Here is a 12389-nt window from a genome sequence, read left to right on the forward strand (position 1 = left end):
CCCGGCCTGCCGGCCAGGGACAGGCCGGGGCGCTAGAAGAATTGCAAAGGCCGCAACATGCGCCGGATCTAAGCCCCTCCCGGCAATTCTTCCTCCAAAGCATCCGCGAACTTTCGCATCAACCTGACGAAATCGCCGATTTCGTCCTCGCTCCAGTTCTTGAAGATCGCCCGGCCCATTCGCTCGCGTGCCGCATCGATGCGGTCTGTCATCGCCTTGCCCTTCGCGGATATGACGGCCTCGCGCACGCGGCGGTCAAGAGGGTTCTCCCGGCGTTTTACGAGGCCCAGGCTTTCGAGCTTGGCAACTTGCCGGCTGACCGTGGTGTAGTCGCGTCCGGCCCGCTCGGCCAGCTCCACCACCCCGATCGGCCCGAGCCGTTCGATGCCGACGAGCGCGAAAAACAGCGCCCTATCGAGCTGGATGCCGGCTTCCTCGATCAGTTTCTCGTCATTGCGCGGCCGATTCATCGCGCTGACGATGCTGATCAGCGCGAGATGCAAGGCTTTCATCCGATCCGAAATATGTGCATCTTGCACATTTTTATTGTCTGGCATAGCATGACTCCCAATGAGTGCATATTACACACATCAGGAAAACCATGACAGACCACTCCAAGACCGACGTCCTGGTTTGCGGTGCCGGTGCCGCCGGCCTCACCCTTGCCATCGAGCTCGCGCGCCGCGGTATTTCGTTCCGGCTGATCGAGAAGATGGCCACGCCGTTCCAAGGCTCCCGGGGCAAAGGCATCCAACCCAGGACACAGGAGATTTTCGAAGACCTCGGCATTCTCGACAGAGTTGTTGCCGCCGGGGGCCGTTATCCGCGACAGCGTATTTACCGTGATGACGGCGGCTATCTCGATACAGACTTGGCAGAGCCTATCGATCCGACGCCAGCCGAACCTTATCGACTGCCGTTGATGCTTCCGCAGTTCCTGACGGAACGCCTCATGCGCGAACGGCTCGGCGAGATTGGACATCGGGTGGAGTTCGGAAATGAACTGCTCGAGTTCAGGCAGGATGAAAACGGCGTCGCTGCGCATGTTGCGGGATCGGCCGGGAAGGAGACCATCCACGCCCGCTATCTCATTGGAGCCGACGGCGGCCGCAGCCTCGTGAGGAAAATCCTCGGTGTGGACTTCCCCGGCAAGACGCTGGGCGTGCGCGCCATCGTGGCGGATGTCATGCTGACCGGGCTCGACCGCGATGCATGGCACCAGTTCAACGACGGCGACGTGGCGAAAATGGTAGCGATTTGCCCGCTCGCCGGAACCGATCTCTTCCAGATCCAGGCGCCTATGCCGCCGGTCGAACACGCGGATCTCTCGGCTGCAGGACTGACAGCCCTCATAGCCAGGCGCACGGGACGCAAGGACATCACCGTCCATTCCGTATCCTGGGCTTCGGATTACCAGATGAGCGCGCGGCTGGCCGAGCGCTACCGCATAGGCCGGGTGTTTCTTGTCGGGGACGCCGCCCACGTGCATCCGCCCACGGGAGGACAAGGGCTGAACACCAGCGTGCAGGATGCCTATAACCTGGGATGGAAGCTTGCAGCCGTGCTGAAAGGTGCGCAAGACGGGCTTCTCGACACTTACGAGCTCGAGCGCCGTCCGGTGGCCGAAGCCATGCTCGGCCTCGCGACCAGGCTGCTCGATGCCCAGAGGCAAGGCGGGATCCGCCGCGGCCGCGAGGTGCATCAACTCGATATCGGCTACCCCGACTCGCCCCTCTCGAACGATCTGCCCGCGCGAAAAAGCGGTCTTCGGGCAGGAGACCGCGCGCCGGACGCCCCGGTCCTCGGAGCGGCGGGCCAGCCTGCACGGCTGTTCCAGCTGCTCCGGGGGCCGCATTGGACATTGCTGGTCCGGGAAGCCGGGAACGAGACGGTCGCACCGCGTCCAGGGCTGCGCGTCCACCGCATCGGCCCGCGAGGCGAGATCATCGACGCCTGAGGACACTTCCAGAACGCCTATGAATTGGTGCCGGGGGAATGTGTGTTGATCCGTCCGGATGGGTACGTCGGGGCGACTTTCGGCGAAGGCTGGTCTACAGGGCTCGAACGCTATCTGGCCCGGATGGGCCTGGCTTTGGCGGCCTATGGCGATCAAAGATGGCCACAGCCAGCTTGAACAAGCCTTCCAGGGCGGACGGCGCAAACCGATCCGTCTTTTTCATCCTCACGTGCGCGCCACCGCGCTGTCGCGGATGGCCGCCAGCACCTGCTGCAGCGCACCCGACGGCACCATGTCGGCGCGCAGCGTCAGGCCGACCGGGCCCTCGGTCGTATGGGTGTCCAGAGGCAAGCGGTACAGCACGCCTTCGCGCAGGTCGCTTTCGACCGCCCCTTCCGGCACGCACCAGACCGCATCGCTTTGCAGCACATAGTTGCGTCCGAACGAGGTATCGAATGTCTCGATCGCATTGAGGGGGTCATCCACGCCTTCGGTCAGGAGGAAACGGTCGGCCGCTTCGCGGATGCGGGTGCCCAGATCGGGCAGCACCATCCTGAACGACGACAAGGCCCGCGGCGAAAGCGGCCGCTGCTGCGCCAACGGATGGCCGCGCCGTACCGCGAAGATCAAGACCTCGGTGTACAAGGGTTCGAAGTTCAGGCCTTGCATGCCCGAGGGATCGACCAACCGGCCCAGGACCAGATCCAGCCCGCCCCGTCGCAGCTCCGATATGAGCTGCGCATTGGTGCCCGTGCGCACACGTACCCGCGCTTGCGGATTGCGCTGGCCGAAGAGATTCAGCGCCTTCGGCAATACGCCGGCCGCGACGTTGGGCGCGGCGCCTATCAGCACTACCGGAGCTTCGATCGAACGGTCGCGCGTGATGCTGTCCAGGCCTTCGCGCAGCGTGCGCAGGCTGCTGCCGGCATAGCGCACCAGCAACCGGCCGGCATCGGTCAGTTCCACGCCGCGCGGCGAACGCTCGCACAGTTTCTGGCCGACGATTTCCTCCAGCTCCGCCACGGTCTTGGACACCGCCGGCTGCGTGATCGCCAGCGCTTCCGCGGCGCGCACCAGCGCGCCGTGCTCGGAAATCGCGACCAGGCTGCGCAGGTGCCGCAGTTTGATGCGGTCGGTAGTCGCCATGCTTTTCAGGACCGGGGGCTGCAATAAGGACCTCAGTATAACGATCAGTAATAGCGGACCGATGAAATTTCAATGGTCCCGCCTAGGCGTCTTACTTACAGTCCTTCGCAATCATTCAGCGAGGACCAAGACATGACTGCCAACCCTGCCAACCGCAAGCTGATCGCCCTGGAGGAACACTTCGTCCACGCGCCGATATTGGCCGAACACAACGAGGTCGATCGCGCGCTGCTGGCACCCGGACGGGTACCGGGACTGGACGAGATCGGCGATATCCGTCTCGAAGGCATGGACAAGGCCGGCATCCGCATCCAGGTGCTGTCCCATACCAAGCCCGGCGTGCACGAAATGGAAGACGCGCAGCGCGCCACCGGGCTGGCCCGCGACGCCAACGATTACCTGGCCGAGGCCGTGGCCACTCACCCCGACCGCTTCGCCGGCTTCGCCACCCTCGCCCCGCAGGATCCGCAAGCCGCCGTCCGCGAACTGGAACGCACCGTGGAGCTTTACGGTTTTCGGGGCGCCATGCTCAACGGCCATACCCGCGGCGAATACCTCGACCGCCAGCGCTTCTGGCCCATTTTCGAAGCCGCCGCCGCGCTGGACGTGCCGCTCTACCTCCATCCGGCCAATCCGCACCCGGCCGTGCATGAAGCGTGGTTCAAGGACTACCCGGTGCTCGGCTACGCCCCTTGGGGCTACGCGCTGGAAACCGGCACTCACGTGCTGCGGCTGATCCTCAGCGGCCTGTTCGCCCGCTTCCCCAAACTGCAGATGATCATCGGCCACATGGGGGAGATGCTGCCCTTCGGCCTATGGCGCGCCGACGGCCGCCTGACGCCCAAGTACCCGCAGTTGGGCAAATCGGTGCGCGACACCTTCCTCGACCACTTCCACGTGACCACCTCGGGCGTGTTCTCGACCCCCGAGCTGATCTGCGCCGCCGACGTGGTCGGCTGGGACCGGCTGCTGTTCTCGGTGGACTACCCCTTCGAATCCAACCAGTTGGCGGTCGAGTGGTTCGACCAGTTGCCGATAGCCGACAGCGAACGCGCCAAGCTGGCCTGGCGCAACGCCGCGCAACTACTGAAGCTGCCCGCCGCCTGACGCCGAACGCCGCGACGGTTCGACGCCTATTTCCCTCAAGGATTCCGACATGTCTTCCACCACATCCCGCGACACGCGCGCGTATCGCCAGCTCATCGCCGGAGAATGGGTGGCCGCCGAAGGCGGCCGCACCTTCGACGATATCAATCCCTATACCGGGCAGCCGTTCGCGACGATTCCGGCCTCCGGCGCGGCCGACGCGCAGCGCGCCATCGACGCGGCCGCCGAAGCTTTCCCGGCCTGGGCGGCGATGGGCGCGCGCGAGCGGCAGGCCTTGTTCCTGAAGGCGGCCGCCATCCTGGAACGCCGGGCGGACGAGATCGTCCCGCTGATGGCCGAGGAAACCGGCTCGGCCTCCGCCTTCTCCCGCTTCCAGATCCAGTGGGCGGTGGGCCTGCTGCGCCAGGCCGCCGGCTATCCCTACCTGCCGGGCGGCGAGATCGTGCAATCCGACACGCCGGGCGTGTTCGCCATGGCGGTCCGCAAGCCGCTGGGCGTCGTCTGCGGCATCTCCCCCTGGAACGGCTCCGTGGCGCTGGGCTTCCGCAGCATCGTCGCCCCGCTTGCCTGCGGCAACACCGTGGTGCTCAAGCCCTCGGAAGAAGCGCCGGTGTGCGCCGGCATCCTGATGGGAGAAGTCTTCCACGAGGCCGGTTTTCCGCCGGGCGTGGTCAATGTGGTCACCCACGCGCCGGCCGACATCGGGCCGATCGCCGACCGCCTGTTCGACAGCCCCGCGGTGCGGGCCTACAACTTCACGGGCTCGTCGGCCACCGGCGCGAGGCTGGCGTCGCGCGCCGGCGCCAAGCTCAAGCGCATCGCCCTGGAACTGGGCGGCTACAACCCGATGCTGGTGCTGGCCGACGCCGATCTCGACTACTCGATCGACACCGCCGTCTTCGCCGCCTTCTTCCACCAGGGCCAGATCTGCATGAACACGCGCAAGATCCTGGTCCACCGCTCCTTGTACGACACGTTCCTGGAACGCTTCGTCGCGCGCGCCAAGGCACTGCAGGCCGGCGACCCCTCGGACCCCGCGACCAAGCTGGGCCCGCTGATCACCGAGCAGGCGGTGGCCAAGGTGAAGCAGGGCATCGACGAGGCGCTCGCGCGCGGCGCGCGCCTGCTGGCGGGCGGGACCTGCCGCGGACGCTGCTTCGATCCGACCGTCCTGGTCGACGTTCCCGCCGATGCGCCCATCCACTGCGAGGAAGTGTTCGGTCCGGTGGTCCTGGTCGAGCCCTTCGACGACGAGCAGGCCGCCGTACAGGCCGCCAACGGCACGGCCTATGGGCTGACGGCATCGATCATGACCGCCGATGTCTGGCGGGGCATCAGCCTGGGCGGCCAGGTGCAGGCCGGGATGGTCAACGTCAACGGCCCGACCATGGGCGGCGAGCCGCAGATTCCGTTCGGCGGCGTCAAGGACAGCGGCTGGGCCCGCTTCGGCCGCTGGGCCATCGACATCTTCACCGACCTGAACCTCGTGACGGTCAGCCGGAACAAGCGCCAGTACCCCTTGTAGATCGATGAAGCCATGACCAACGCATCCGCAGCCCCCCTGCCCGTCCCGGCGCTGACCGCGCCGCGCACGCTGTACGCCGCCGGCGCGATCCGCGCCCTGCCGGCCGAGCTGGAAAGCCTCGGCGTACGCCGCCCGCTGATCGTCACCGACCGCGGCCTGGTCGCCGCCGGCGTGGCCGCCAAGGTCGAGGCGGCCTGCGGCGATGGCGCCGCGGCCGCGCGCTTCGACGGCGTCACCGAGAATCCGCTCTACGCCGACGTCGATGCCGGCGCCGCGTACTACGCCGCCCAGGTCTGCGACGGCGTCATCGCCGTCGGCGGCGGCTCGGTGATCGACACGGCCAAGATGATCGCCCTGCTCGCCACCAACGCCGGCTCGGCCGCGGACTACCTCGGCAAACCCAACGTCCGCCACGGTCCGGCCGCGCCGCTGGTCGTCGTTCCGACCACCGCGGGCACCGGCAGCGAAGCCTCGCCTTCGGCGGGCATCCATCCCGATGCGGCCACGGCGTCGGTGGGCATGAACTCGCGGCACCTGGTTCCCAGGCTGGCGGTGCTCGATCCCGAACTCACGGTGAGCCTGCCGCGCCGCCTGACCGCCGCCACCGGCATCGATGCCTTATCCCATTGCATCGAAGGCTATCTCTCCAACCGCGAGCAGCCGCTCGGCAAGGCGATCGCGCTCGACGGCATCGCGCGAGCCGCCCGCAGCCTGCGGCGCGCCGTCGAGGACGGCGCCGACCTGCACGCGCGCGGCGAGATGATGCTGGCGGCCTTCGCAGGCGGCGTTTCCATCGGCATGGGGCTCGGCCCCGCCCACGCCGTCGCCATCGTTTGCAGCGACCAGGGCTTCCACCACGGCGTGTTGAGCGGCATCGGGCTGGTGGCCACTCTCGACGCGACGGCCGAGCATGTTCCCGACCGCATGGCCGCGGTGTCGGCGGCTTTCGGCCTGCCCGCCTCGGCCTCGCTGGCCGAAGGCGTGGCTGCCTTGATGCGCGAACTGGGCCTGCCCACCACCCTGGCCGAACTCGGCTACACGGCGCCGGACCTGCAGGCCCTGGCGGCGGCGGCCGAACGCAGCCACTTCAACCTGTCCGCGCCCTTCCGCCCGCAGACGGCGCACTACGCGGATTTTCTTACCCGATCCCTATATCCGGAGACAAAAAAATGACATCCACCCGACTGATCGCCTATGCCGCCGCGGCATTGGTCTCGCTGGGCGGCGGCGCCGCGCACGCGCAGGACTACCCTGCCCGCCCCGTCAGCATCGTCGTGCCCTCCACGCCCGGCGGCGGCTTCGACCTGATCGGCCGCGTCATGGGCGAAGGCCTGAGCAGGCAATTGGGCGGCAAGAGCTTCGTCGTCGAGAACAAGACCGGCTCCGGCACGCTGGTCGGCACCCAGTATGCCGCCGAGGCGGCGCCGGACGGCTATACCCTGATGGTCGGCGGCCTCAGCAACCTGGTGTTCAACGTCGGCCTCTACAAGTCCATCAAGTACGACCGGACCGACTTCACCACGATCGCCATGGTGGGCACCAATCCGTACCTGCTGGTGGCGCGCCCCGACCTGCCGGTGAACTCCTACGAACAATTGCTGCAGCAGATCAAGGCCCATCCCGAGAAGTTCACCATCGGCACCGCGGGCTCCGGCAGCGGACAGCACATCATGGCAGCCGCTTTCGTGAAAGCGGTCGACCCGCGCATCACCATCGTCCCCTACCGCGGCGCGCAGGCGGCCTACCAGGATTTGCTGGGCAACCGCATCGACCTGTTCATCGACGCCTGGCCCACCGTGCGGCCGCTGCTGGAGAGCAAGCGCGTCAAGGCCTTGTTCACCACGGCCTCGAAGCGGCTGCCCGGCGCGCCCGACGTTCCGACGGTCGCCGAATCGGGCCTGCCCATGCTCGAAGTCGTGTCCTGGTACACCCTTTCCGCGCCGGCCAAAACGCCGGCGGCGACGGTGGCCACGCTGCGCAAGGCCGCCGATGAAGCCTTGAAGGATCCGGCGGTCACCAGCCGGCTGGAGAAGGCCGGCGTCGACGTCACGCCCATGACGCCGGAGGCGGCCGAGCGCTTCATGAAGGCCGACTACGACAAATGGACCGGCTTCATCCGGCAGGCCGGCATCGTCGCGGAATAAGCCAAAAGAAAGATACGAGACACAGAAGGAGACACCATGTTCACGACTCGCAAATTCCTGGCCCTGCTCGCCCTTGCCGGCGCGTGCCTCGCGGGCGCCGCCCCGGCGGCCCAATCCCCCATGAAGATCGGCTACATCACCACGCTGTCCGGCCCGGTCGGCCCGCTGGGCCAGGATATGTACGACGGCTTCATGCTGGGCGTGGAACAGGGCGGCGGCAAGCTCGGCGGGGTGCCGGTCGAGATCCTGCTGCAGGACGACCAGTTCAAGCCCGAAGTGGCGGGCCAGATCGTCAAGAAATTCATCGAGCGGGACATGGTCCCGATCATCACGGGCATTGCGGGCTCCCACGTCATGATGGCGGTGCAGCGCCCCATCGCCGAAAAAGAAGTCTTCCTGATCGGCTCCAATGCCGGTCCGTCGGATCTCGCCGGCGCGCAGTGCTCCCCGTACCGCTTCGTTTCCTCGTGGCAGAACGACAGCTGGGCCGAGGCCGCGGGCCAGTACGCCACCGACAAGGGCTACAAGCGCATGGTGCTGGTGGCCACCAACTACCAGGCGGGCAAGGACGCCGTCAACGGCTTCAAGCGGTTCTACAAAGGCACGGTGGTGGAGGAAATCTATCCCGGCGTGACGCAGCCCGATTTCTCGGCGGAACTGGCCCAGATCGCCGCGTCGCGGCCCGATGCCGTGTTCTCCTTCATTCCGACCGGCGCCGTCACCTTCATCCGCCAATACCAGCAGGCCCGGCTGAACAAGAACGTGCCGCTGATAACCGTGGGCATGGCCGACGCATTGACGCTGCCGGCGCTCCGGGAATCAGCGCTGGGCATCAAGGCCGTCCACTTCTGGGCCCCCGACACCGACAATCCCGTCAGCAGGCAGTTCGTCGAAGCCTTCGAGAAGAAATACAAGCGCATCCCGTCGAACTACGCCGCACAGGGATACGACTCCGCCCTGCTGCTGGACGCCGCCATCGGGCGCGTCAAGGGCGACGTGGCGGACAAGAAGGCGTTCATGGCGGCCCTCAAGCAGGGCAGCGAGAAATCGGTACGGGGCACCCTGCGCTTCAACAACAACAATTTCCCCGTCAACGATTGGTACGCCTTCGAGGTGGCCAAGGACGCCAAAGGCCGCGTGAGCCTCAAGACGGTGGCCACGCCGTTGAAGAACTACCAGGACTCCTACCATGCCCTCTGCCAGATGAAGTGACGCGGCGCCCCGGGACGCCGGGGTGCTGCATCATGACTTGGCGATAGAGAAAACATATCGCCAGAACGATTCCCGCATCTATCATCGGAATGGCGGCCTGCCTAGCATGCTCGCTGAAGCGGCGCTCAGCGCCCGGCCCCAGCATTCGAACGGAGACGACCTCGTGCCCACCGCCATCCGCCCCAAGACATTCGCCCACATCGTCTACCGCACCTATCGTTTCCAGCAGATGCTGGACTGGTACGTCACGGTGTTCAACGGCACGGTACAGCACCAAAGCCCGGTGATCGCCTTCGTCACCTACGACGAGGAGCATCACCGGGTCGCGCTGCTGAACCTGGGCATCATCAAGGGCGAGTCCGATGCGCGCACGCCGCGCGGCCAGCCCGGCATGGACCACGTGGCCTACGGCTACCGCAGCCTGACGGAATTGCTGGACAAGTATGCCGAACTCAAGGCGAAGGGCGTCCTGCCGTACTGGAGCGTCCATCACGGCATCACCGTGTCGCTGTACTACGCCGATCCGGACGGCAACCAGATGGAGTTCCAGGCGGACTGCTTCGCCACCAACGACGACGCCAACGCCTTCATGAAGGGCCCCCACTTCGAGACCAATCCCATAGGCGTGGAATTCGACCCCGAAGTCCTGATCGGCCGCCTGCGCGCCGGGGAAGCCGAAACGGACCTGCTGCCCCGGCGCGAGCACCTGCCGGTGTCTCCCGTGCGCGGCTCGCTGATGGGCTGAGGGTTTCGACACGATGAACGGCACATTGACCGGATCCGCCGCACGGTGGCTGGACGAAGCCGCGTGCACCCGCTTGTGCGTGGACTTCGCCAACCACATCGATGCGCGCCGCTACGAACCGCTGCTCGACCTGTTCACGGACGACGGCGTCCTCGACCGGATGGGCACGGTAACGTCCGGCCAGGCGGAAATCGCGCGCTTCCTGGACGCACGCCCGGCCGGCATGGCCACGCGGCATCTTTGCACCAACATCCGGATAGCCTTTGCGTCGGCGGACGACGCAACCGGGTTTTGCTACGTGCTGTTCTTCCAGGGCGTGCCCGGCACGGCGGGCGAACCGGCCCAGGCGTCGGGACCTCCCTCGGTGGTGGAATACCACGACCGCTACCAGCGCACGCCGCAGGGCTGGCGCATCCGCGAACGGCGCATCCGCATGGCGATACGGCCCTGAAAGCGGCGCTGCGAGGCGCTCAGCCGCCGTATCGCCGATACGCGCCGGCCGAGGCGACAGAGGCGTTACCGCATGTCGCCGTCCAGCCCCCTCTCGGACACATAGGCGGCCGCGGCCCGCCGGAACATATCGCATAGATAGTCCGCGGCGGGCGTCAGCGGCAAGGCCATGCGCCGCACGATGACGATGGGCGGCGCCGGCAGGGCCTCCTTGATCGGAATGCGCTGTATCGCGCCCCGGCTGAGCGGAAACTCGTCATACTGGCGCAGGGTCATGGCCAGCAAGTCCGAGGACGTCAGCGCAAGCAGCATGCTCAGCATCGACTCGGCCTGCAGGACCAGGCGCGGCGCGGGCAGCCGGTAGCGTTCGAAGGTATCCAGCAGTTCCACCTCGGCCTTGTCGGTGATGCCGGTGGTGATCCAGCCGGCATCGGCGAGGTCTTTCAGCGAGCGCGCCTGCGCCAGCGGATGGCCGCGGCGGGCGAATACGGCACGCGTATTGGGAAACAACGCTTCCACGGCGAACTCGCGCGCCGGCGCGGGTTCCGGCGCCGGGCCGATGTAGAAATCCATGCTGCCGTCGCGCAGCCGCGCCTCGTGCGCCGGAAACGCGCCTTCGACGATGCGCAGCCGCACCTGCGGATAGCGCCGCTGGAACAGCGGCAGGGCCATGGGAAGCAAGGCGAGATGCGCCGCGATCGACAGGCAGATCGTCACCGAACCCTGGTCGCTGCCCAGTATCTGGGCAACTTCCTCGCGCGCGCGGCGCGCTTCGCTGACGATCACCGCCGCCCGCTGCAGGAAAGCCGTTCCGGCCGGCGTAGGGATCACGCCGCGCGAGTTGCGCTCGAACAAGGTCGCGCCGAGATCGCGTTCGAGTTCGGCGATGCTGTGGGTGATGGCCGGCTGCGAAATACCCAGCTCCCGTGCAGCGGCCCGCAGGCTGCCTTTGTCCGCCACCGCCAGCACGATACGCAGTTGGTGCAGTTTCATGTGATCAGAAAAATCTATCGGTGGATCGGTTTTACCATCTTCACGCGCATCGCTCCCACCCCTACCATCGGCAGCCCAACCTCAGCCCTTTACCGGAGACCATGGTGAGCCCCAGCCTTCCCGCCGAACCCGCCGCGCAGCCATCGCCGGACCGCCGCCCTGGCGCGTCGCCCCAGGACCTCCAGCCCGCGGAACCGTCCGAGCAGGCACGATGGCTGGACCGCCTGGCCATCACCAAAGTGGTGCAGGACTGGGGGCTGGCGCGCGACGACGGCCGCTGGGACCAATTGCGCGCCTGCTATGCGCCCGGCGCCATGATGCACACCACCTGGTTCGTCGGGCCGGCCGAGGAGTTCGTGGAGCGGTCGATCGCGTCGGCGCGCGCCGGCGCGCGCGTCCAGCATTTCATCGGCGCCGCGACCATCGCATTGCGCGACGGCAGGGCCGTGGCCGAAACGCGCATGATGCTGCTGGTGCGCGGACAGCTGGACGGCGAGGAAGTCGACATCAGTTGCTGGGGCCGCTTCCATGACCGCTTCGTGAAACACGGAGCGCAGTGGCGCATCGTCAAACGCGTGCCGGTATACGAAAAAGACCGGCTGGATCCGGTGCTGCCGGGTTCGCGGCTGAAACTGGATCCCGCGGCGCTGGCGCAACACCCCGACGGCTGCCGCCACCTGGTCTACCTGCAATCGCGCGGCGGCGCCGACATCGCGCCGGACCTGGCGGTCCCGGGCAGCGCAGCGCTGGCGCGGCTGGAGGCCGAGAGCGCGGCCTGGCTGGCGGACGGAGAATAGCGGCCGCACGCGCCGCGCAAATTACATTCCAGCAAGGATCTACATTCTGTAGCACTGGATTGCTAGTATTTCCCATCCGGTCAACAGGCGGTGCGTCATGGGTCTCTGGTGGGTGGTATTGGCTTTGGCGGGGGCGATAGGCGGCATTGCCGCATGGCGCAGGCGGAGCCGGCGCCAGCGCCGGCTTTACACCGTAGCGACCCGCGGCGGATCGCTGTGCGTGAAATGCGGCCGCTATGTCCGGCCGCATGCGCGCTATTGCTCGCACTGCCTGACCGAACAGCCGCGCGGCAAGGCGCCGCCGCAGGAGTAG

At 66.9% G+C, this 12389-nt stretch carries 13 protein-coding genes; 10 read left to right on the forward strand and 3 right to left on the reverse strand.

Features of this window, described 5'->3' with window-relative positions:
* Positions 1-68: 68 nt before the first annotated feature.
* Entirely contained in the window at positions 69-557 is a 489-nt protein-coding gene (locus PIGHUM_RS05475; RefSeq protein WP_124078381.1) for a MarR family winged helix-turn-helix transcriptional regulator, read from the reverse strand.
* Positions 558-601: 44 nt separating this feature from the next.
* Between PIGHUM_RS05475 and PIGHUM_RS05480 the strand changes: the two genes are divergently transcribed.
* The gene (locus PIGHUM_RS05480) at positions 602-1957 is read left to right on the forward strand and encodes an FAD-dependent oxidoreductase (protein WP_246012933.1); all 1356 of its coding nucleotides are present in this window, start codon (positions 602-604) and stop codon (positions 1955-1957) included.
* A 225-nt stretch (positions 1958-2182) separates the two neighbouring features.
* Here the strand turns inward: PIGHUM_RS05480 and pcaQ are convergent, their stop codons facing one another.
* Complete coding sequence (gene pcaQ, locus PIGHUM_RS05485; protein ID WP_124078382.1) at positions 2183-3103, reverse strand: pca operon transcription factor PcaQ; 921 nt, start codon at positions 3101-3103, stop codon at positions 2183-2185.
* 132 nt (positions 3104-3235) lie between these two features.
* Here pcaQ and PIGHUM_RS05490 point away from each other — a divergent pair, with 132 nt between their 5' ends.
* The 7 genes from PIGHUM_RS05490 to PIGHUM_RS05520 all read left to right on the forward strand — a co-directional run bounded on the left by PIGHUM_RS05490 (position 3236) and on the right by PIGHUM_RS05520 (position 10287).
* Entirely contained in the window at positions 3236-4210 is a 975-nt protein-coding gene (locus tag PIGHUM_RS05490; protein WP_124078383.1) for an amidohydrolase family protein, read from the forward strand.
* A gap of 49 nt (positions 4211-4259) precedes the next feature.
* Positions 4260-5735: an aldehyde dehydrogenase family protein gene (locus PIGHUM_RS05495; protein ID WP_124078384.1), complete on the forward strand. Its 1476-nt coding sequence runs from the start codon at positions 4260-4262 to the stop codon at positions 5733-5735.
* Positions 5736-5747: 12 nt separating this feature from the next.
* Positions 5748-6908, forward strand: coding sequence for an iron-containing alcohol dehydrogenase (locus PIGHUM_RS05500; RefSeq protein ID WP_124078385.1), 1161 nt, complete (start codon positions 5748-5750; stop codon positions 6906-6908).
* Positions 6905-7879, forward strand: a complete 975-nt coding sequence (locus tag PIGHUM_RS05505; protein WP_124078386.1) for a Bug family tripartite tricarboxylate transporter substrate binding protein — start codon at positions 6905-6907, stop codon at positions 7877-7879. Before PIGHUM_RS05500 ends, PIGHUM_RS05505 begins: the two co-directional genes overlap by 4 nt.
* Positions 7880-7915: 36 nt before the next feature.
* A complete protein-coding gene (locus PIGHUM_RS05510) occupies positions 7916-9091 on the forward strand; it encodes an ABC transporter substrate-binding protein (protein ID WP_124078387.1) in 1176 nt (391 codons plus the stop codon).
* 163 nt (positions 9092-9254) lie between these two features.
* Positions 9255-9836 carry a VOC family protein gene (locus PIGHUM_RS05515; RefSeq protein WP_124078388.1) on the forward strand — a complete coding sequence of 194 codons (582 nt, stop codon included), beginning with the start codon at positions 9255-9257 and terminating at the stop codon, positions 9834-9836.
* A gap of 13 nt (positions 9837-9849) precedes the next feature.
* Complete coding sequence (locus PIGHUM_RS05520) at positions 9850-10287, forward strand: nuclear transport factor 2 family protein (RefSeq protein WP_124078389.1); 438 nt, start codon at positions 9850-9852, stop codon at positions 10285-10287.
* Between the two features lie 65 nt (positions 10288-10352).
* Here PIGHUM_RS05520 and PIGHUM_RS05525 read toward each other — a convergent pair whose 3' ends face one another.
* Positions 10353-11279, reverse strand: a complete 927-nt coding sequence (locus PIGHUM_RS05525) for a LysR substrate-binding domain-containing protein (protein ID WP_124078390.1) — start codon at positions 11277-11279, stop codon at positions 10353-10355.
* 101 nt (positions 11280-11380) lie between these two features.
* Between PIGHUM_RS05525 and PIGHUM_RS05530 the strand changes: the two genes are divergently transcribed.
* Positions 11381-12076: a nuclear transport factor 2 family protein gene (locus PIGHUM_RS05530; RefSeq protein ID WP_124078391.1), complete on the forward strand. Its 696-nt coding sequence runs from the start codon at positions 11381-11383 to the stop codon at positions 12074-12076.
* A gap of 97 nt (positions 12077-12173) precedes the next feature.
* Positions 12174-12389: a hypothetical protein gene (locus PIGHUM_RS05535; protein WP_124078392.1), complete on the forward strand. Its 216-nt coding sequence runs from the start codon at positions 12174-12176 to the stop codon at positions 12387-12389.

It is taken from the genome of Pigmentiphaga humi (genome assembly GCF_900606115.1).
Lineage (GTDB): Bacteria > Pseudomonadota > Gammaproteobacteria > Burkholderiales > Burkholderiaceae_B > Pigmentiphaga > Pigmentiphaga humi.

Coding starts and splice junctions, on each gene's coding strand:
- PIGHUM_RS05475 (WP_124078381.1), bottom strand. CDS start 557: ATGCCAGACAATAAAAATGTGCAAGATGCACATATTTCGGATCGGATG.
- PIGHUM_RS05480 (WP_246012933.1), top strand. CDS start 602: ATGACAGACCACTCCAAGACCGACGTCCTGGTTTGCGGTGCCGGTGCC.
- pcaQ (WP_124078382.1), bottom strand. CDS start 3,103: ATGGCGACTACCGACCGCATCAAACTGCGGCACCTGCGCAGCCTGGTC.
- PIGHUM_RS05490 (WP_124078383.1), top strand. CDS start 3,236: ATGACTGCCAACCCTGCCAACCGCAAGCTGATCGCCCTGGAGGAACAC.
- PIGHUM_RS05495 (WP_124078384.1), top strand. CDS start 4,260: ATGTCTTCCACCACATCCCGCGACACGCGCGCGTATCGCCAGCTCATC.
- PIGHUM_RS05500 (WP_124078385.1), top strand. CDS start 5,748: ATGACCAACGCATCCGCAGCCCCCCTGCCCGTCCCGGCGCTGACCGCG.
- PIGHUM_RS05505 (WP_124078386.1), top strand. CDS start 6,905: ATGACATCCACCCGACTGATCGCCTATGCCGCCGCGGCATTGGTCTCG.
- PIGHUM_RS05510 (WP_124078387.1), top strand. CDS start 7,916: ATGTTCACGACTCGCAAATTCCTGGCCCTGCTCGCCCTTGCCGGCGCG.
- PIGHUM_RS05520 (WP_124078389.1), top strand. CDS start 9,850: ATGAACGGCACATTGACCGGATCCGCCGCACGGTGGCTGGACGAAGCC.
- PIGHUM_RS05525 (WP_124078390.1), bottom strand. CDS start 11,279: ATGAAACTGCACCAACTGCGTATCGTGCTGGCGGTGGCGGACAAAGGC.
- PIGHUM_RS05530 (WP_124078391.1), top strand. CDS start 11,381: ATGGTGAGCCCCAGCCTTCCCGCCGAACCCGCCGCGCAGCCATCGCCG.
- PIGHUM_RS05535 (WP_124078392.1), top strand. CDS start 12,174: ATGGGTCTCTGGTGGGTGGTATTGGCTTTGGCGGGGGCGATAGGCGGC.